General features: G+C 74.9%; 13 protein-coding genes, 3 pseudogenes and 1 riboswitch. Of the genes and pseudogenes, 6 read left to right on the top strand and 10 right to left on the bottom strand.

The features are described from left to right. Positions 1-66 precede the first annotated feature (66 nt). Positions 67-550, top strand: a pseudogene (locus QMF80_RS03445) (DUF4158 domain-containing protein); the annotation flags it as partial. Positions 551-629: 79 nt separating this feature from the next. On the opposite strand, the gene QMF80_RS03440 reads toward QMF80_RS03445, so the two are convergent. Further along, positions 630-1,427, bottom strand: coding sequence for a maleylpyruvate isomerase family mycothiol-dependent enzyme (locus QMF80_RS03440; protein WP_283449348.1), 798 nt, complete (start codon positions 1,425-1,427; stop codon positions 630-632). 172 nt (positions 1,428-1,599) lie between these two features. Here QMF80_RS03440 and QMF80_RS38215 point away from each other — a divergent pair, with 172 nt between their 5' ends. Next, positions 1,600-1,854 (top strand): zinc finger domain-containing protein, encoded by a 255-nt coding sequence (locus tag QMF80_RS38215; protein WP_502962763.1) that lies wholly within the window; start codon positions 1,600-1,602, stop codon positions 1,852-1,854. Between the two features lie 111 nt (positions 1,855-1,965). Here the strand turns inward: QMF80_RS38215 and QMF80_RS03435 are convergent. After that, positions 1,966-2,799, bottom strand: a pseudogene (locus QMF80_RS03435) (alpha/beta fold hydrolase); the annotation flags it as partial. Positions 2,800-2,978: 179 nt separating this feature from the next. On the opposite strand from QMF80_RS03435, the pseudogene QMF80_RS03430 reads away from it, so the two are divergent. Continuing rightward, positions 2,979-3,316, top strand: a pseudogene (locus tag QMF80_RS03430) (winged helix-turn-helix transcriptional regulator). A gap of 92 nt (positions 3,317-3,408) precedes the next feature. Next, entirely contained in the window at positions 3,409-4,356 is a 948-nt protein-coding gene (locus tag QMF80_RS03425; RefSeq protein WP_283449347.1) for an SDR family oxidoreductase, read from the top strand. A gap of 39 nt (positions 4,357-4,395) precedes the next feature. Here the strand turns inward: QMF80_RS03425 and QMF80_RS03420 are convergent, their stop codons facing one another. The 5 genes from QMF80_RS03420 to QMF80_RS03400 form a co-directional block, all read right to left on the bottom strand. Beyond that, positions 4,396-5,229: an enoyl-CoA hydratase/isomerase family protein gene (locus tag QMF80_RS03420; RefSeq protein WP_283449345.1), complete on the bottom strand. Its 834-nt coding sequence runs from the start codon at positions 5,227-5,229 to the stop codon at positions 4,396-4,398. Positions 5,230-5,320: 91 nt separating this feature from the next. Next, on the bottom strand, positions 5,321-6,076 hold the full coding sequence (locus QMF80_RS03415) for a PIG-L deacetylase family protein (RefSeq protein ID WP_283449343.1): 756 nt from the start codon (positions 6,074-6,076) through the stop codon (positions 5,321-5,323). A gap of 77 nt (positions 6,077-6,153) precedes the next feature. Next, on the bottom strand, positions 6,154-7,470 hold the full coding sequence (locus tag QMF80_RS03410) for an alpha/beta fold hydrolase (RefSeq protein ID WP_283449341.1): 1,317 nt from the start codon (positions 7,468-7,470) through the stop codon (positions 6,154-6,156). Between the two features lie 76 nt (positions 7,471-7,546). After that, entirely contained in the window at positions 7,547-8,632 is a 1,086-nt protein-coding gene (locus tag QMF80_RS03405; protein ID WP_283449339.1) for an S-(hydroxymethyl)mycothiol dehydrogenase, read from the bottom strand. An 85-nt stretch (positions 8,633-8,717) separates the two neighbouring features. Then, entirely contained in the window at positions 8,718-9,719 is a 1,002-nt protein-coding gene (locus tag QMF80_RS03400) for a LysR family transcriptional regulator (protein WP_283449337.1), read from the bottom strand. Between the two features lie 71 nt (positions 9,720-9,790). Here QMF80_RS03400 and QMF80_RS03395 point away from each other — a divergent pair, with 71 nt between their 5' ends. Next, the gene (locus tag QMF80_RS03395) at positions 9,791-10,714 is read left to right on the top strand and encodes a dihydrodipicolinate synthase family protein (RefSeq protein WP_283449335.1); all 924 of its coding nucleotides are present in this window, start codon (positions 9,791-9,793) and stop codon (positions 10,712-10,714) included. 300 nt (positions 10,715-11,014) lie between these two features. Next, a riboswitch (cyclic di-AMP (ydaO/yuaA leader) is annotated at positions 11,015-11,234 on the top strand. Positions 11,235-11,236: 2 nt separating this feature from the next. Beyond that, positions 11,237-11,983, top strand: a complete 747-nt coding sequence (locus QMF80_RS03390; RefSeq protein WP_283449333.1) for a transglycosylase SLT domain-containing protein — start codon at positions 11,237-11,239, stop codon at positions 11,981-11,983. An 83-nt stretch (positions 11,984-12,066) separates the two neighbouring features. Here the strand turns inward: QMF80_RS03390 and QMF80_RS03385 are convergent, their stop codons facing one another. The 3 genes from QMF80_RS03385 to QMF80_RS03375 are packed head-to-tail and all read right to left on the bottom strand — an operon-like array spanning position 12,067 to position 18,874. After that, positions 12,067-13,995: a proline dehydrogenase family protein gene (locus QMF80_RS03385; RefSeq protein WP_283449331.1), complete on the bottom strand. Its 1,929-nt coding sequence runs from the start codon at positions 13,993-13,995 to the stop codon at positions 12,067-12,069. Further along, positions 13,992-17,693 (bottom strand): DUF5682 family protein, encoded by a 3,702-nt coding sequence (locus QMF80_RS03380; RefSeq protein ID WP_283449330.1) that lies wholly within the window; start codon positions 17,691-17,693, stop codon positions 13,992-13,994. Before QMF80_RS03380 ends, QMF80_RS03385 begins: the two co-directional genes overlap by 4 nt. Then, positions 17,690-18,874, bottom strand: a complete 1,185-nt coding sequence (locus QMF80_RS03375; protein ID WP_283449328.1) for an ATP-binding protein — start codon at positions 18,872-18,874, stop codon at positions 17,690-17,692. Before QMF80_RS03375 ends, QMF80_RS03380 begins: the two co-directional genes overlap by 4 nt. Positions 18,875-18,904: the final 30 nt, after the last annotated feature.

The following is an 18,904-nucleotide window of genomic DNA, read 5'->3' as shown; positions in this document are numbered from 1 at the left end:
CGGCCTGGTGCGGGGGCTCTCCGGAAGATCCTCGATCACCGGCGGGGTCTGACTACCGTCCGCCGCATGTCGGCGGAATTTCTCACTGATGGGCAGGCTGAGGCGTACGGGGCGTTCGCCGAGGAGCCGACGGGGCCCGAGCTGGAGCGGTTCTTCTTCCTCGACGACGCGGACCGGAAGCTGATCGCGAAGCGGTGTGGTGACCACAACCGGCTCGGCTTCGCTCCCGGTGGGCTGGTTGCGTCGACACCGGGTGCTGCTGCCCGGGGTGAGTGTGCTGGCCCGGCAGGTCTCCGAGGTCCGCGTCATCGCGGAGAAGAGGCTGCACACCACGGCGGCGAAGGCCGCCCGGCGGGCGGACCCGGCGTTGCCCGGCGATCTGGTAGCCACGCTGAAGACGCCGGAGGGCAGCCGGTGCTCGGAGCTGGAGCGGATGCGCCAGCCGCCGACGCGGACGACGGGTACCGCGATGAAGGGCGCGTTGCAGCGGGTCGAGGCCTTCCAGCTGGGCCGTCTGAAGCCTCCGTCGACGGCCTGCTCCCTCAGCCGCCCCGAGGCCACCACGGGGTGGCTGCAGCCGTTGGCGGGAGGCATGCCCCGGGGCGTACGAGGTGGCGCATCGTCACGTCCTACTCATCCGGGTCCCAGGCGCTGAGCTGCTCGAAGAGACCTCGGTCGCCGTCGAGCTTCAGGGAGTTGAACGGGATACGGTCGTGCAGGATGAAGACCAGCTCGCTGGCCGTGCCCCGAGCGGAGGCGGAGGCAACGTCCGGGTCCTGGTCGGCAGCGGTGGCCAGCATGGTGCCGGGCCCGGGGAGGCGGGCGGTCCGTGCGCCGTCGGCGGAGAGCGAGAGGCGCCAGGAGCGGCCCTCGGAGGCGTGGAAGTCGATGGCAGCGGGCTTGTGCGGCCAGGCACTTGTCGTTGCGACGCAGGTGGACAGGAACTCGTCGACACCGTCGAGCGCCACCTCGTCCGGCAGCGGCTGCGGGGCACCTACGGTGATCTGGGCGTCGTACGTGTGCACCGCCATCTGCTGGAGCTGGTGCCGAGCTACGGCACCGGAGGTCTGCGGCGACTGCGACGTCTCCCACCACGTCCAGCAACCGCGATCCGGGCCGGCCTTCCACAATGCGTCCAGCAGTTGCTCCGTGGACTCCGCCAACCAGGCCAGCAGGGCCTCGCGCTCCCGAGGCGCAGCCGGGGCGCCCTCCGCCGCGGACTTGGCCGGAGCAGGCCCTGCGGCGACGGTGGCGGCCCAGTCGCGGCGCCCCTCGCCGATGTGCTGCGCCAGATCGAACAGCGTCCACTCGGGGCAGGTCGGCACCTGTACGTCGAGGCTGGGCGCGGAGGCGATCGCGGCGCGGAAGGCGGTCGACCGTTCGTCGATCAGTCGCAGCAGAACGGGGAACTCAAGTGCCGTTGTCACCCTGGATTTCTATCACTGCGTTCCGACAATCGGACAGCGATTTTCACAGCCGCTGCGGGCGGGCCCGCACCACCACGGACAAACGATGAAGGACCTCTCCGCCGCCGACTGTGCGTCACACACGGTCATGCTCATCAATGTTCATCTATGAGAGTTCTGCGACAGGCCCGGAGTGATCACGTTTCCGCAGGTCGCCGTTCGCAAAAGTCCTCTCGAAACCGACGTGTTGTGCGAAGCACTTCTGAGGGACTGCCCGAACTGTGACGCGCCCGTCGGCAGCGCCTGCCGCACCCGGGCGGGAAGACCGCCGCGAAGTACCACACCCCCCGCTTCGTCCTCGCCCCCGCGCTCCGCGAGGAACCGGAGATCCCCGGCCCAGCCGACCGGCACCCGGACCGCACGTGGAAGCGCAACGCCGCCGAGCTGATGACGCTGTCCCGCTGCGACCCAAGCCCGCCCCCATCCGCCGGCCCGGAGACCCGCTCACCGTCGAGGACATCGCGCTGCGCGAACGGCTCCCGGCCCAGCCCCGCGGCACTAGAAGTGGCTCGGGGCGGTGGAGCGGGATGATGTGGCCACAGTCCTCGATGATGTGACCGACGAGGTCGTCGGCCAGGGGCCGTAGCTGCTGTTCGAGCGCCGTCCCCACGGGGTGGGCCCCGATGGCCATCGTGGGCACGGTGAGCCGACGGGTGTCGGCGGCGTCCTGGACCTGGCGAGCGCTTGTGGGCAGTGCGCGGTAGTACGAGAAGGCGCAGTGCAGGGCCGCCCTCCCGGTATGGGCGCTGACGAAGGCGTCACGGATTTCGGGACGGAGCCGCTGCCCGAGGGTGCCGGAGTCGAGGAACCAGTCGATGTACTGCGCTTCGTGGCCCGTCAGTACGGTCTCCGCGAGGCCGGGTACCGAGTGGAAGCCGAACCACCACGGCGCTCCGCCCGCAAGGAAGCCTTCGGCGCCCGGGAGCCTTCCCAGCAGCGATTCCATGACCACCAGTCGTCGCACGAGGTCGGGGCGGCGCATGGCCAACAGGAAGGCCGGCGGGGTGCCTGCATCGACGCCGATCACGGCTGCGGAGGTCTCACCAAGAGCATTCAGGAGGGCTTCGGCCTCGGCGGCGGGGGTGCCGGCGTCGTAGCCGTCCGCCGCTCGCGTGCTGGCGCCGAGGCCGCGCAGGTCCGGGGCGATCACCCGGTGCCGTTCCGCCCGTGGGCCCAGAACATCGGTCCACAGGCGCCAGGTGTGCGGGAAGCCGTGCAGCAGCAGGACAGCGGGGCCCTCTCCGGTGATCGCCACGTTGAGTTCGACGCCGTTGGCGGTAACGCGGCGCAGCTCTATTTCGGGCCACTGGTGAGGAACGGCGGGGCGCGGCACGAGAGATGATGAACTCTTCTTAGTTACCAATGGTGACAACCCAACGATAGGTAACTCCCCTGGGGAGGCCAAGACCGCACCTTCGCCACAGGTGGTGAGCTTCAAGTGACCTCCCTGCACCGCGTGCGCCACAGCGCGCACGCGGTGATCTCTTCTCCCCGCAGTGCCCAACTCGGCGCCTGCTCGATCGGATCGGCACGAAATGGCCGTCAAGGTGCTGGCGGAGCCGTTCCCGGGCGAAGTGCGCTTCGCGGAACTGCAGCGTCGGATGGCGGGCGTCTCGCAGAAGACGCTGTCGGTCACTCTGCAAGGCCTGACCCGCGACGGGCTGGTCAGCCGAAGGGTGGAGCCCACGGTGCCGCCCCGGGTGCACTACCGGCTCACCGAGCTGGGCCTTTCACTGGAAGCTCCCCTGGCCATGGTCCGCAACTGGGCCGAGGAACGCGTGGCCGAGATCGACCGCGCCAATGAGCTCAGCGGGGAGCAGTCGGCCTACGTAGGGCGCCCTGAGCGCTGACGGGTGACGTTGCCGCCGTCACCGCCCCCTCCGCGGGGGCCGGGAGCGTCGTGCCCATGGCGATCTGGGCGGCAGCGCGCTATCGATGGCCCATGAAGTCCCACGAGCACGTCCCGCCGCCACCACCGCCGCCACCGCCGTCCGCTCAGTCCGCGCCCCGCGGCCTGCCCGGGCCGCCGCCGCTCGGGGCCGCCGCCCTGCCCGCTGGTACGTACGCGGGCCAGGTGGTCCTGGTGACCGGCGGCGGCACCGGGCTGGGCAAGGCCATCGCCGCCGAGTTCGCCCGGCTCGGCGCGGACCTGGTGATCGCGAGCCGGCGCGCGGACCAGCTGGCGGCGGCCCGCGCGGAACTGGCCGCCGTCCCCGGCGCGGGCCGGGTGACGGCGGCCGTCTGCGACATCCGGGATCCGGAGCGGGTCGCGGAGGTCTTCGACGCGGCCGAGGCCGCGCTCGGGCTGCCCGACGTACTGGTCAACAACGCGGCGGCCAACTTCCCCTGCCCGGCGGAGGACCTCTCCCCCAACGCCTGGCGGGCGGTGGTCGACATCACGCTCACCGGGACCTGGTTCATGACCCGCGAGTTCGGCCGCCGCCACCTGGCGGCCGCGACCCCCGGGTCGATCGTGAACATCGGCGCCTCCTACGCCTGGACGGGCGGCCCCGGCTTCGCCCACAGCGCCGCCGCCAAGGCGGGGGTGAAGAACCTCGTGGAGACCCTGGCCGTCGAGTGGGGGCCGTACGGGATCCAGATCAACGGCCTGGTTCCGGGCCTGTTCCCGCACGCCGACATGACCGGGGACATCCAGGCCGGCCTCGACCGGGCGGGGCCCGACGCCAAGGACGCCCGGCAGCCCGCCCTGCGGGTCGGCCGCCCCCGCGAACTGGGCTGGGCCGCGACCTTCCTGGCCTCGCCCTACGCCCGTTTCGTCACCGGGCACACGCTGGTGGTGGACGGCGCGAACTGGCAGCGGCGCGCCCTGGTCAACCCGGAGGTGGTCCCGGTCCGAGAACAGCTGGGCCGGGGCCCGTTCGAGGGGTGAGCCGCGGGCCGGGCACGCAGGACACGCCCTCATGCCGCGCTAGCGCCCCTCGAAGCGCGGGGGGCGGCGGGCGGCCTTGGCCGTGTAGCCCTCGCGGCTGTCCTCGGAGGTCAGGGTCAGGGCCGCCGTCATCGCGACCCGGTCCAGGGCGCCGGGCAGGGCCGCGTCGGCGTAGGCGTCGACCGCCCGCTTGATGCCCTGGACCGCCAGGGGGGCGTTGGCCGCGATCTCCGCCGCAAGGGCCCGCGCCTCCGCGTCCAGGGCTTCGGGGGCGGTCACCAGCTGGACCAGGTTCAGCCGCCGCGCCGTCGCCGCGTCGATCCGGCGGCCGGTCAGCGCCAGCAGCTTCGCCCAGCCCGCGCCCGCCTCGCGGGCGATCCGCAGGTCGCCGCCCGCGTCCACGGCCACGCCCAGCCCCGCTTCGGGCAGGGCGAAGACGGCGTCGTCCGCCGCGATCCGGATGTCCGCCATCAGGGCCAGCTCGAAGCCGAAGCCGAGGCAGTAGCCCTGGACCGCGGCGATCACGGGCTGCGGGAGCCGGGCGAGGACGGCGAAGCGTTCGTGCACCCAGCGGATGCCCTCGTAGTAGTTCCGGGTGCGTTCGGCGGCGGAGGCTCCGGTGATCGCGCCGCCGGGTGCGGTGACGTCGATGCCCGCGCAGAAGGCCCGGCCCTCGGCGCGCAGGAGCACCACCCGGACCGATGCGTCGAAGCGGATCCGGTCGGCGAGCAGGCCGAGCTGGCGGGTGGACTCCCAGCTCCAGCCGTTGAGTTGGTCCGGGCGGCACAGGGTGAGGACCGCCAGACCGTCGGCGGTCTCCAGACGGATGCGTTCCTCACCCTCACCGATGTCCATGGACAGGGTGTCGATCATGACCCGCTCCCATCTGACGATGCGTCAGGATAAGGGCGGGCGCGCCACCGGGGAAGGGCCGACGGCAGGCCGGTGACGGGCCGGCGACGGGTCAGCGGGGGAACACCTCGAACGGCACCGCCGGGCGGCCGCCGAACCGGGCGGCCGCCCGCTCGACGTTCATCGCCAGGAACCCGCGCGCGTAGGTCTCGGGGTCTTCGTCCGTCAGGCCCTCGATGTACGCCCGGTGCTCCAGCAGGGACCGTACCGACCGCTCGAACCCCGCTCCGGCGTCGGCCGCGTGGGTCGGCGTACTGGATCCGGCCACCGCCACCCAGCGCACCCCGTTCCAGGGCTCCAGGCCCTGTTCCGTGAGCAGCTCGGGGAAGATCCACCGGTTGCCCGCGTCACCGGCCGCGTCGATCGCGGCCCGGCCCACGGCACGGTGGTCGGGAGTGTTCCAGTAGCCGCCCCCGCCCTCACCGCCCCAGGTGTCGCGGTGGTTGAGGGTGATGACGAGTTCGGGGCGGTGGCGGCGGATGGCGGCCGCGATGTCCCGGCGCAGGCCGATGCCGTACTCGACGACCCCGTCGCGGTGGTCGAGGAACTCCACCGTCGATACGCCCACCACGGCCGCGCCGGCCCGCTGTTCGGCCTCCCGCAGCGGGGCGCACTCCTCGGGCCCGATCCCGTCGATGCCCGCCTCGCCCCGGGTGGCCAGCAGGTAGACGACCTCGCGGCCGCCGTCCGTCCAGTCGGCGATCGCCGCCGCGCCCCCGTACTCCAGGTCGTCGGGGTGGGCGACGACGGCCAGGGCCCGCTGCCAGTCGGTGGGCATGGGCTCCAGCTGGTTCTGTTCATCCGTCATGGTGCGCACCCTAGTGCCGCGTCAGGCAACGTTCGCCCCGTCGCGGCCCCGTCGCACGCCTACTCCTCGTCGCGCGCCTACTCCTCGTCGCGCACCAGGGCGAGGAGGCGGTCCAGTACGCGCGGGCCGCCCGCGCGGACCCCGTCGTGCTCGAACTCGTCGGTCACCCAGGTGCGCAGGCCCCGGATCCCGCGGGCGGTGGCCAGCGAGTGGCCGGTGTCCACGTACATGTCGTCGTGGTAGACGGCGGCGGCGACCGGGACCTCGTTCAGCGCGAGGCGCGCCGGGTCGTAGAGGGGCTGCCAGCCGGTCCGGCCGGCGAGCGCGTCGGCGGTCGCGCGCAGCGGGGCGAGGGCCGGGTCGGTGGTGAAGTGCCAGGGGTGGATGCTCTCGCCGCTGAACAGCAGGGGATCGTCGCCCGCCAGGGTCTTGGCGGCGTCGAAGCGGGGGTGCGCGGCGCGGACCCGTTCGGCGGCCCAGTCGGTGGGGGCGGCCGGGTCCTGCGCGTAGATCGCTTCGTGGAGCAGCGCGTACAGCGGGTGCCCGGCGAAGGACAGCAGGGGGCGTACGGCGTCCAGGAAGGCGTCCGAGAGGGCGGGCCCGGCGGGGGTGGGGACGAAGGCGTCCTCCAGGAGGTAGTGCAGGTCGTGGCTGCCACCTCCGGTGCCGAGCAGGACGCCGAGGGACTGGAAGGCCTCGGGGGTGAACCGGTGGCCGCCGGGGAGTTCGGTGGGGTGCTCGGCGAGGTGGGCGGCGACGGCGCGGGCGCGTTCGACGTCCATGGGGTAGCGGGCGTAGTGGGCCTGGTTCTTGCGCTCGACCCTCGGGACCGCGGCGGCGTACACCTCGTCGGCGGTGGCGGTGAGGGCGGGCAGGCCGCCGGTGATCAGCGCGGCGCTCAGCCCTTCGGGCGCGGTGGAGAGGTAGTGGGTGACGCAGAACCCGCCGAAGCTCTGGCCGAGTACGGTCCAGGGCGCGCCGCCCGTGAGGGCGCGGCGGACGCTCTCGCAGTCGCGGACGATCGCGTCGGAGCGGAAGCGCGCGAGGTACTCGGCCTGTTCGGCGGGGCCGCCGCGCAGCGGGAGGGTCTGGCGGTTCGCGGGGGTGGAGCGACCGGTGCCGCGCTGGTCGAGCAGGAGGACCCGGTACTCGGTCAGGGCACGCTCCAGCCATGCCTGGCGACCGGTGAAGCGGCGGGCCCCGAAGCCGGGGCCGCCCTCCAGGTAGAGCAGCCAGGGCAGCGTGGCCGGGTCCTTGCCACTGGCCACGGTCTCGCGGGCGTACAGCTCGATGTGCTCGCCGTCCGGGCGTTCATGGTCCAGCGGGACCGTGAAGTGGTGGTCGGTGAGGACGACGCCGGGCTGACGGTAGGCGGGGCCGTGGCGGTGGGTCACTGGTGTTCCCTGGGTCGGTTCGGGTGCGCTCGAGGGCGCGGGTCCGTGCCGCCGCCGGGGCGGCATGGTCCCGGGATCAGAAAAGGACCACGGAGCGGAGGACCTCGCCGCGCTCCATGCGGGCGAAGGCCTCCTCGACTCCGTCGAGCGCGATGGTCTCGGAGACGAAGGCGTCGAGGTCCAGCCTGCCTTGCAGGTAGAGGTCGATCAGCAGCGGGAAGTCGCGCTCGGGCAGGCAGTCCCCGTACCAGGAGGACTTGAGCGCGCCGCCGCGGCCGAAGACGTCGAGCAGCGGGAGTTCGAGCGTCATCTCCGGGGTCGGCACGCCGACCAGGACCACGGTTCCGGCCAAGTCCCGTGCGTAGAAGGCCTGCTGGTAGGTCTCGGGGCGGCCGACGGCGTCGATGACCACGTCCGCGCCGTTGCCGCCGGTCAAGGCCTGGATGGCCTTGACCACGTCCTCGGTGGCGCCGTTGACGGTGTGCGTGGCGCCCAGGCCCTTGGCCCAGGCGAGCTTGCGGTCGTCCAGGTCCACCGCGATGATCCGGCCCGCGCCCGCCAGCCGGGCTCCGGCGACGGCCGCGCTGCCCACTCCCCCGCAGCCGATGACGGCCACCGAGTCCCCGCGCCCGACGTTGCCGGTGTTGATCGCGGCGCCGAGGCCCGCCATCACCCCGCAGCCCAGCAGCCCGGCGGCGGCCGCCGAGGCGGCCGGGTCGACCTTGGTGCACTGTCCGGCGGCGACCAGGGTCTTCTCGGCGAAGGATCCGATGCCGAGGGCCGGGGAGAGCGGGGTGCCGTCCTCGAGGGTCATGCGCTGGGTGGCGTTGTGGGTGCTGAAGCAGTACCAGGGGCGGCCCCGCTTGCAGGCCCGGCAATTGCCGCACACCGCACGCCAGTTGAGGATGACGAAGTCGCCGGGGGCGACTCCGGTGACGTCCGGGCCGACGGCCTCGACCACTCCGGCCGCCTCGTGGCCGAGGAGGAAGGGGAACTCGTCGTTGATGCCGCCCTCGCGGTAGTGCAGGTCGGTGTGGCAGACCCCGCAGGCCTGGACCTTGACGAGTGCCTCGCCGGGCCCCGGGTCGGGCACGAGGATCGTCGTCGTCTCCACCGGCGCGCCCTTGCTCCGCGCGATGACTCCTCGTACTCGATGCGTCACGTCGTACCTCGTTCTCGTCGGATCCGTCCCGTATCGCGAACGTACACGGCGAGGGCGACGGGGGTGACGCGGTACGGGAGTCGCGTCACGTTTCCGGCCGCGGCGGCGCCCGCAGTTCCGGCGGTACGGCGGCACGCAGCGCGGCGGCGAAGGCGGCGACGGCGGGGTGGTCGGCGGCCCCGCTCCGGAAGGCGATCTTCGTACGGCGCTCCATCGGCAGCCGGGTCAGCCGCACCCCCGTGGCGCCGGGCGCCGCCGCCACCCCGAGCCGCGGCACGACCGCCACGCCCTGACCGGCCGCGACCAGGGCGAGGACGGTGGCGAACTCGTCCACCTGGTGGCGCACCCGCGGGGTGAACCCGGCGGCCTGGCAGGCCCGGACGGTCATGGCGTGGCAGAGGGTTCCGGAGGTCGCGATGATCCACGGCGCGTCGCGATGGATGCGGAGCGCCGCGCCCAGGTCGCGGACCGGGGCGGCGGGGACGCGGGGCACGGCGCCGACGCCTGAGTCGCCGTCACTGTCACTGTCGCCGTCGCCGTCGCCGTCGAGCGGGGGTGCCGGTTCGGCGAGGTACATCGGCTCGCGGCAGAGCGGCTCGGTGTCCAGCCCCGGCTCCTCGGCGGCCGGGACGAAGTCGTACTCGTGGACCAGCGCCACGTCCAGGTCACCGGCCCGCAGCGCGTGCGCGACGGCCGCCGGATCGGTCTCCGAGACCATCGGCTCCAGCGCCGGGTGGCGGCGGGCGAGCGCGACCAGTGCGGCGGGGACGATGGCCCGGGTGGCGGTCGGGAACGCGCCCACGCGCAGCGCCCCCGCGAGCCCGTCGCGGGCCGCGGCGAGATCGGCCCCGGCCCGCTCCAGCCGTTCCAGGACCGCCTCCGCGTGCCCGACCAGGTGGTGCGCGGCGGGGGTGAGCCGGACCCGGCGGCCGGTGCGCTCCAGCAGCGGGACGCCCGCCTCCCGTTCCAGGGCGGAGAGCTGCTGGGAGACGGCCGAGGGGCTGAAGGCCAGCGCCTCGGCGACAGCGGCGATGGTGCCCCGGCGGGCGAGTTCGCACAGGAGGCGCAGGCGGCGCACGTCGAGCATCGGCTCAGCTTACGCATAGCGCGGGAAACGTGAACTGGACGTGACGCTCGACGGCCCCCACCCTCGTACTCATGGCACAGGACACTTCTCGGCAGACATCCCCCCGCGGGATCCACGTTCCGCTCATCACCCCCTTCGACGCGTCCGGCGAGATCGCCGTGGACGCCCTGGAGGCGCTCGCCCACGAGGTGCTCGACGCGGGCGCCGCGGGAATCACCGCCCTCGGCACGACCGCCGAGGCCGCCATGCTCGACCCGGCCGAGCGGGACACCGTCACCGAGGTGTGCGCCCGCGTCTGCCGCGAGCGCGGGGCCTTCCTGAGCGTCGGAGCGGGGAGCAGCGGCACCCGGGCGAGCGGGGCGGCGCTGGAGCGGCTGCGGCGGTGGCCGGAGATCGGGGCCACGCTGGTCACCGTGCCCTCCTTCGTCCGGCCCTCGGCGGCGGGGGTACTGGCGCACTTCGAGCGGCTGGCGCGGGTGAGCCCCGTACCGCTGATCGTCTACCACGTCCCCTACCGGACCGGGCAGCCACTGGACGCGCGGGCGCTGCGGGCGGTCGGGGCGCTGCCGGGGGTGATCGGGGTGAAGTACGCGGACGGCGGCCTCGGCGCGGAGACGGTGGCGCTGCTCGGTGAGCGGCCGGAGGGGTTCGCGGTGCTGGCGGGCGACGACGCCTACGTCTCCCCGATGCTGGCCCTCGGGGCGCAGGGGGCGGTCCTGGCCTCGGCGCACCTGGCCACGGACCGGTTCGTCGCGCTCGCCGAGGCCTGGCGGGTGGGCGACGTACCCCGGGCGAGGGCGCTGGGGCACACGCTGGCCCGGCTGTCGGCGGCGCTGTTCAGCGAGCCGAATCCGGCGGTGGTCAAGGGGGTGCTGCACGCGCAGGGGCGCATTCCGACGCCGTACGTGCGGCTGCCGCTGCTGCCGGCCGCAAGCACGACGGTGGAGGAGGCGCTGCTGCGGGTGGCGGAGGTGGCGGCCCCGCTGCCGCACTGACGACAGACCCTTGCGTGGGGCATTGGGGTATTTGATGGCGGATAGCGTGGATTGCGCTGGCCGGTGATGTGAGTCACGCGGCACCCCCCGGCGCGCACCCCCTCCCGACAGTCGCGGAAGGCAGGATTCCGGACGCCGCAATGGAATGGCGCATTCCAGGACCGACCGTCCCGACGGGAATGCGCGCGGCCGGGGCCGATAAGACGATCACCGCACGGAATTCACCTCTTGCCCCACACCTCCGCACTCGTTTACGGTCACCGCAATCCGGATGGACCGCCGAATCCTGCCGCCACCCGGAATCCCATCCCACTCACGTACGGCAGGAGCGGGGGAACCAGGTAGGCCGCCGTTCCGGATCATGAATTCGGAACGGCTCGGGGTGAAGTCGCGCCGGTCACACACATGTCTCTTTCATGCCTCACGCATGTCTGCAGCATGCCGTGCGACCGAATGGCGCGGCCGGACATCTCCCGTCCGAACCCGACAGCTCACCTCGCAGGCGACGGAGAGGAATTCGCCATGCCCGCACCGGGCAAGCACCGCCGTCCCAAGAACAGCCCGCTGGCCCGCCTCCTCGCCGTGGCGGGCACCGGCGGCATCGCGCTGACCCTTCCGCTGATCGGCGCCGCCACCGCCGAGGCGGCGCAGCCGACGGCTGCCGCGACCACCACCTATTCCGTGGTGGCGGGTGACTCCCTTTCCAAGATCGCACAATCGCATTCCGTGAGCGGCGGCTGGAAGAAGTTGTACGAGGACAACCGTTCGGTGGTCGGTGACGACCCGTCGGCCATCCGGCCGGGAATCAAGCTGACGCTCGGCGGCCCGGCGAAGGCGATTACCGCCGCGGCGAGTTCGGCCAAGAAGAGTTCGGGTACGGCGGCCGCGCGTGATTCCGCGACCGGTTCCGCCCGCGCGGACCGCTCCACACGGCCCACGACGCTCTACGCGAACAACCTCGACGGATGGATCCGGCAGTCGCTGGAGGTCATGGCGCAGCACGGAATTCCCGGTACCTACGAGGGAATCCGCCGCAATGTGCTGCGCGAGTCCTCGGGCAACCCGCTCGCCGTGAACAACTGGGACTCCAACGCGCTCGCCGGAATCCCCTCCAAGGGCCTGCTCCAGGTCATCGACCCCACGTTCCGGGCGTACCACGTGCCCGGTACGGTGGCCGATTCCTACGACCCGGTCGCGAACATCACCGCCGCCTGCAACTACGCCGCCGCCCGCTACGGCTCGATCGACACCGTCAACGGCGCCTACTAGACGTCCTGTTGCGCGGGCCTGGGGGAGGTCCTGAGGGAGGTCCTCCACCGGACCCTCCCTCAGGACCTCCCTCAGGCGGTCTGTCAGACCGTCTGCCGATCCGACCAGGACGCGGCCACCAACGACCGCTGCGCGGCGTGCAGATGGGTGGCCGCGGCCAGCCAGGCCCAGGCGTAGCGGTCGGCGCCCGGGTCGACCAGTCGGCCGAAGACGTCGCGGGGCCGCCGGTCCGCCTCGGCGGCCAGCGCGGCGGTCAGCTCCGCGGCCGCGGTGAAACCGGCGCGGCGCAGCGGACCCCGCCCGGAGTTCGGCGCGTGCTCGCCCCGGGCCGCCTCCGCGACGGCCCGGCGGCCGCCCGCGACCCCGGACTCCAGCAGCCGTCGTACCCGCCACAGCGGCGACTCGGCCGTGACGTCGGATGCCGGGTCGGTGGCTCCGGCGCTTCCGGCCCTCCCGACGATCCCGGCCGTTTCGGCCGTTTCCGCCGGGAAGTGGGCTCCCTGGAGCCGGTCGTAGCCGAGGTCGGCCCGGCCCAGCCATTCCGGGGGCAGCCTCAGCGTGTACGCGGCCCCCGGCACCGGGCCCACGGCGAGCGGACGCAGGGTCGCGGCCCGGTCGAGGTCGGGCCGTCCGAGCACGCGCAGCGCCAGGCCGGGACGCTCGGCGAGACGGCGCAGATTGTCCGTGTGCGGCAGTTCCGGGTGCGGGTGCGCGGGGAGCAGCCGCACGAGCGGCCCGTCCGGACGCGGCGAACCGTCGGCCGACAGCTCCCGGACCAGCAGATGACCGCCCGATGGGCCCACCACCACGACATCGCAGCCGAGCAGTCCGGCGCCGGTTCCGGCGCCGCTCGACTGACCGGCGTCCGATCCGTTCACCCCTGCGGTCGGTTGTCCCGAGAGCACTCCCGCGACGGCTTCGGCCGCCGGGCGGGCGAAGAACGCCGACGCGGCCGGATCCTCGGCCCAGTCGATCCCGCGGAGCGGGGTCGCCCGTACGCCCCGGCCCGCCCCGAGGCGGCCGTCCTCGGACACCGTGGCGCCCACGACCAGCAGCCCGCCCCGGGCCAGGCCCGCGTGGTCGAGGACCGCTCCGCCGAGGGCGACGGAGCCCGAACCCGCGCCCCGGGCCCGGGCCAGTGCGCCGGGGCGGACATCGGCGAGGGAGTACGGGACGCCGTCGGAGCCGACGAGGTGGGTCACCACGCCCGCGTACCCGGCGGCGGAGAGCACGGGTTCCCGGCACAGGCCGTGCACGCGCAGGCTGCCGCCGGACCGGTAGGCACGGCGGGAGCCGTCGGCGACGGGCCGCGCGGCGGCGTACAGCAGCTCACGGAAGGCGCCGGTCAGCTCGGTGAGGCGCTGGGCGGCGCTGCGGTCCCGGGCGGCGCGCAGGCCCCGGACCACCCGGAGCGCGGCGGCCTCGGCGCCGGGCAGGCCCGCGAGGCGCGCGGTGTGCGCGGCGCGCAGCAGCTCGGCCTGCACCACGGCCCCGCCCGCGGGCACCCCCGCCGCCAGGGCCCCGGCGGCGGCCTCCCACAAGGCGGCGGCAGCCGCGACCTGCCCGCCGGTCAGCGCCCCGCCGCCGTCCTCCGCGCCCTCGGCGACGCCCTCGGGCTCGGGCAGGGCCCCCGCGGACCGGGGCGACGGCCCGGACGGAGCGCCCGGGTCCGGTGCCGGGACCGCCGCTGTGGGCTCGGCCAGGGGGCATACCGACAGGGCGGTGGTGCGGTGGAGGCAGCCGGGGGCCAGGAGGCAGCCGCAGGTGGCCTGGTCGGCGGAGGTGAGGGCGCCCGTGGGCCCGGGGCGGAGCGTGACGAGCGCGTCCGCACCGAAGCGGAAGGTGACCGCGCCGTCGGCGCCGGGCTCGGCGGCCGGCGTACCCGCCGCGCAGGCCTCGACAGCGGCGTCGAGCTTGCGGCGCAGCCGGTCGGTGAGCCGGCCGACGGCCTCGGCGAGCAGCTCGGGCGCCACCGCGGGAAGGGTGGCGACGGGTGCGGGATCGGTGGTCAACTGCGCTCTCCACGGAGGCGTTCGCCCACCCAGCGGGCGAGGGCGAGGGGGCTGAGGGCCGCCACCGGCATTCCGGCGGCGACGAGTTGCCGGGCGACCGGCACGGAGTAGCGGGGCGTCCCGCTGTCGTCGAGGGCGGCGCAGCCCAGCAGGTGGGCCCCCGAGGCGGCCAGCGCCCGGACTTCGCCGAGCAGTCCGCCGACCGGGTGGCCCTCCTCGAAGTCGCTGACCACGACGACCAGCGTCCGGCTCGGCACCGTGATCAGCGACCGCGCGTGCGCGAGTCCCGCCGCGATGTGCGTACCGCCGCCGACGCGTACCTCCAGGAGCAGGGACAGCGGGTCCTCGACCCGCCCGGTGAGGTCGACGACCTCGGTGGAGAAGGCGAGGAAGTGGGTGGAGAGGGTCGCCACCCCGCTCAGCACGGCGGCGGTCAGCGCCGACCACACGACCGAGGCCTCCATCGAACCGGAGACGTCGACCACCAGGATCAGCCGCCAGTCGGCCTCCCGGCCCACCCGGGTACGGAACACCGGCCGTTCGGGTACGACGACCACCCGGCCGTCGTCCAGCCTGCGGGTGTGCGCCAGGTTGGCCCGCAGCGTCCCGGGCAGGTCGAGGACGCCGCCGCGGCGCCGTGTGGGCCGCGGCACGGTCAGGCCGGACAGCGCGGGGCGCAGCCGACTGGTCAGTTCCTTGCTCAACTCGTCGACCAGGCGTTTCACCAGGGGCCGCAGCCGGGCCAGCCGGCTCTCGGGGAGGCCCCCGGCGAGCGAGAGCACCGAGGTGAGCAGCTCCACGGAGGGCCGTACGGAGTCCGGGTCGAGCTGGGTCAGTACGTCGGTCCGGCCCGCGCCCGCCGCTTCGGCGAGCACCTCCTCCCGTACGTCGGCCCCGAACAGGGAGTCCAGTTCCTCGGCCCATTCCCGGGCGGTGGGGAACGAGGAGTCCTGACCGCCCCCCGCGCCGCGCCCGGCGCCGATGTCGCGGGCGCCCTCGCCGCGCCCCGCGCCGTACAGCTCGTCCAGGGCGTGGGCGTAGCGGCGGGCTCCGGCGGAGAGCCGCTCGTGCTGGCGGCCGAGGAGCAGGCGCCAGCGGTCGGGCGGGGTGAGCCGGTGCGGGGCGGCGGCGGGGCCGGGCCGTGGTGCGTCTGCCGCCACCGGATCCCGGGACGGGCCGGAAGGGGGGACCGGCGGGGAGAAGGGGAGGGAGAGGTCCTTCAGGGCGGCGAGACCGGCGGCGTCGGCCGCCGCCCACCGGGCCAGCAGCGCGGGCGGCGCGTCGAGGGAGAGGTCGACACGGTCCCCCAGGCGTTCCGTGACGGTGTCGAGGAACCGCTCCCGGGCGGCCGGAGCCAGCGCGTCGAACCCGCCGCGCAGGGCCGGGAGCCGGTCCAGGAAGTCCTGGTCGGCGAGCCGCTCGACCCGGTCCAGCAGCGGGGTGAGCGCCGTCGGCGAGGTGTCGAGCAGGGGCCCGGCGGCGGTGAGCAGCCCCGCCAGTCGGCGCGTCAGGGCCCGGCGCCCGTCGGGGGTGGCGGCGCCCTCGATCCAGGCGGCCGCGCGGTCGCCGAGGACGGCGGCCGGATCCAGGTCGAGCAGGACCCGTACGGCGAGGGCCGCGCCCTGCATCAGGGGTGAGGCGGCGCTACCGGTGAGGGCGTCGAGGGCGGCGTCCAGACGGAGGCCGAGCTGCCGGGTGGCGGCGCGGTCCGCGAGGGCGACGAGAGCGGCGGCGTCGGCGGGGTCCTCGCTCCCGGCCAGGCCGGGCAGCGCGCGGACACAGGCGTCGAGGAGTTGGGCGCTCAGGGCGGTGGTGTCGGCCCGTACGCCGGACAGGTGGCCCCGGCGCAGGGCCTCCGACAGGTCGAGCGCACCGAGGAGTTCGGGCAGGGTGGCGGTCGTCGGCAGGACCTCGGCGGCCTCCGCCAACCGCTCCGCCACCAGGGCGGGCAGGTCGCAACGGGCCGCCGCGTCGAGACCGGTGAGGACCTGGGCACAGGTCGGGCCGCCGTCGGCGGCGGCCCGGCGGGCGGCGTCGCGCAGGGTACCGGCCGCGGCCTGCTCGGCCGTGACCCCGCGGACGCCCGCCAGGTCGAGGCGCGCGGGGACCGAAGGGGTCCAGGCCAGCCGCCACTTGGCGCCGAGGGCGGCGCCGTCGCCGGTCGCGGCGGTGGCGAGCGGTTCGCCGTACGCCGCCCCGCAGACCAGGAGCCGTCGCAGCAGGACCTCGCGGCGGCCGTCGAGCGGGGAGCGCAGCGGGTCGAGCCGGATCTCGCGCGGAGCCGGGTCCGGGTCGGCGGCGGACGGCAGGCGCAGCGCGGCCAGTTCGGCCTCGACGGAGGGGCCGAGGCCGGAGCGCGGGGTGCGGGGTGCGACGCGACCTCGGGCGGTACCGACGAGTACGGCCTCCAGGGCTCGGGCCAACGCCCTTCCGCGGCCCAGGGGTTCACCCTGGCCGAGTACGGTCGTGACGGCCTCCAGCAGCTCGCCCCGGCCGGGCGCGGGCAGCCCGCGCAGCCGGGCGAGGTCACAGGCGACCCGCAGGGTTTCGGCGGCCTCGCCGGTCCCGGCGGTGTGGCCGGCGCGGCGCAGCTCCCGGCAGATCCCGGTCACGGCGACGGACGCGGCCTCCCGCACCCGCCCGGGCTCTCCCGCCGCCCCCAGCACGGCCTGCTGCCACAACGGGTCCCGGATCCCGGCGGGGTACCCGGAGCGGGAGTCGAGCAGATCGAAGGAATAGGGCACGAGCGAGGTGACCACCCCCGCCCCCGGACCGGCCGGCCGGTCCGCGAGGCCCGTGGCCGCGGCGGAGCCGGGGGCCTGATGCCGCGCGCCCCCGCCCGGGTCGGCACCCGCTGCGGGCGCGCCGGGGGGTGCGGCGGAGCCCGCGTCGCTGCCCCCGGCCAGGTCGGTTCCCGCGCCGGGGCCTGGGGCCGCGCCGGAGGCCGGGGCCCCGGCCCCGCGCGGGGCCTTGGACGGGACGGGTGTCGGGTCCGGTGCCGCGGGGGTGGCCGTCAAGGCGGGGGCGTGGAAGGCGCCGATGACGGCGGCCACGCGGCGGCCCGCCGCGGTGAGGGCGGTGATCACGTCCCGCATGTGGGCCTCGCGCGCCAGGTCGGCGGGGGCGATGGCGGCGGTGTCCTCGCGCAGGGCCCAGCCCACTCCGAGGGCGGCCCGCCGGACCGCCTCGGGCGGGCAGCCGGGGGCCCGTACCTCCACCGCCCGGTCCCAGAGGTCCTCGCCGTCGCGCCCGGTGCCGGAGGCCGACAGCCCCTCGGCGTAGTCGTGGCCGGGAGGACGGTCACCGGGCGCAGGCTCCTGCGGCGGCTCCTCGGCGGCGACGCCCAGGGGGAGGTCGCAGCAGACGACCTCGATCCCGTGCGCGCGGGCCCAGCGGATCGCGGCGAGTTCCGGGGAGAAGTCCGCGAACGGGTAGAAGGCGAGGCGGCCGTCCCGCCCCGCTCCCGCCAGGGCGACGGGGGCCAGGGTCTCCGGGTCGGCCAGGTGTGCCAGCCACGGCTGGAAGTCGGCCGGGAGTTCCACGCACACCACGTCCGCGCCGGAGGCGTCCAGCAGCGCGGGGGTCACCGCCGCGAGCGCGGGGCTGTGGTGCCGGACGCCCAGCAGGTACGGCTCCCGGCAGGCGGCCAGCGCGGCCACCCGCGCCCGCGGACCGGGATCGAGGGCGGGGGTCGTCATCGCAGGGACCCCCGCAGGTCCCACAGGCGGCGCCACATCGCCGAGCCGTCCTCGGCGCGGCGGCGGACCGGTCCGTCCCAGTAGCCCAGCAGCCGCCCGTGGTCGGCCGGGTCGTCCTTGCGGACCACCCCGAGCAGATGCCCGGGCAGCAGGTCCAGCACGTCCCCGCCCGGCAGGTAGGCGGCGGCCACGCCCAGGGACGCGGCCACCTGCACGGCTTCCGCGGTGGACATGACCGTACCGGGGCGCTCCACGTCCCAGCCCTCCGCCGAGCGCCCGGAGCGCAGGTCGCGGAAGACGGTGACGAGTGCGTCGAGCACCGCGTCGTCGACCCCGAACGCGGCGCCCGCCCGCTCCACCGCGGCCACCGCCTGGCGGCGGATCAGCGAGGCCTCCGCGCCCGCGTCGGCGATCGGCTGGACCGTCTCGAAGTTGAACCGCCGCTTGAGGGCGGCGGACATCTCCGAGACGCCCCGGTCACGGAGGTTGGCGGTCGCGATGACGGTGAAGCCGGGGGCGGCGCACACCTGCGCGTCCTCGGTCCCGGTGAGTTCGGGCACGCTGACCCGCCGGTCGGACAGCAGGGACACCAGCGCGTCCTGCACCTCGGGCAGGCAGCGGGTGATCTCCTCGACCCGGACCACCCGACCGGTCCGCATGGCGGCGAGCACCGGGGAGTCCACCAGGGCCTGCGGGCTCGGGCCCTGGGCGAGCAGCAGGGCGTAGTTCCAGCCGTAGCGGAAGGCGTCCTCGGTGGTACCGGCGGTGCCCTGGACGGTGAGCGCGCTGGTGCCGCTGACGGCGGCGGACAGGAGCTCGGAGAGCATGGACTTCGCGGTGCCGGGCTCTCCGGTGAGCAGCAGGCCGCGCTCTCCGGCGAGGGTGACCACGCAGCGTTCGACGAGGGCGCGTTCGCCGACGAACTTCGGGGCGATGACGAGCCGGGCGGGCAGCCCGGACCTCCGCCGGGGCAGGGCCAGTTCGGCGCCGCCGCTGCCGCAGACGAAGGTGACGACGGCGCGCGGGGTCAGGGCCCAGCCGGGCGGGCGGGGGCCGGTGTCCTGGGCGGCGAGGAAGGCGAGTTCCTCGGCGTACCGTTCCTCGGCCGGGAGGGTCTGGCGGGCTCCCGGGGCAGCGGCGGGCGCGACGGGCGCGGGCCCGGGCTGGTCAGTCATGGTCATCGGGGTTCCTTGAGAGGTGCGGTCGGGGGC

Source organism: Streptomyces sp. G-G2 (assembly GCF_030063135.1).
In the GTDB taxonomy this organism is placed as follows: Bacteria; Actinomycetota; Actinomycetes; order Streptomycetales; family Streptomycetaceae; genus Streptomyces.
Note: the sequence above shows the minus strand (reverse complement) of the source record. Positions and strands in the feature narration are given on the sequence as shown.

What these genes read in the sequence shown, in the direction of transcription:
- QMF80_RS03425 (WP_283449347.1), top strand. Translation starts at nt 3,409, where the DNA reads ATGAAGTCCCACGAGCACGTCCCGCCGCCACCACCGCCGCCACCGCCG.
- QMF80_RS03420 (WP_283449345.1), bottom strand. Translation starts at nt 5,229, where the DNA reads ATGATCGACACCCTGTCCATGGACATCGGTGAGGGTGAGGAACGCATC.
- QMF80_RS03395 (WP_283449335.1), top strand. Translation starts at nt 9,791, where the DNA reads ATGGCACAGGACACTTCTCGGCAGACATCCCCCCGCGGGATCCACGTT.
- QMF80_RS03400 (WP_283449337.1), bottom strand. Translation starts at nt 9,719, where the DNA reads ATGCTCGACGTGCGCCGCCTGCGCCTCCTGTGCGAACTCGCCCGCCGG.
- QMF80_RS03375 (WP_283449328.1), bottom strand. Translation starts at nt 18,874, where the DNA reads ATGACCATGACTGACCAGCCCGGGCCCGCGCCCGTCGCGCCCGCCGCT.
- QMF80_RS03415 (WP_283449343.1), bottom strand. Translation starts at nt 6,076, where the DNA reads ATGACGGATGAACAGAACCAGCTGGAGCCCATGCCCACCGACTGGCAG.
- QMF80_RS03380 (WP_283449330.1), bottom strand. Translation starts at nt 17,693, where the DNA reads ATGACGACCCCCGCCCTCGATCCCGGTCCGCGGGCGCGGGTGGCCGCG.
- QMF80_RS03390 (WP_283449333.1), top strand. Translation starts at nt 11,237, where the DNA reads ATGCCCGCACCGGGCAAGCACCGCCGTCCCAAGAACAGCCCGCTGGCC.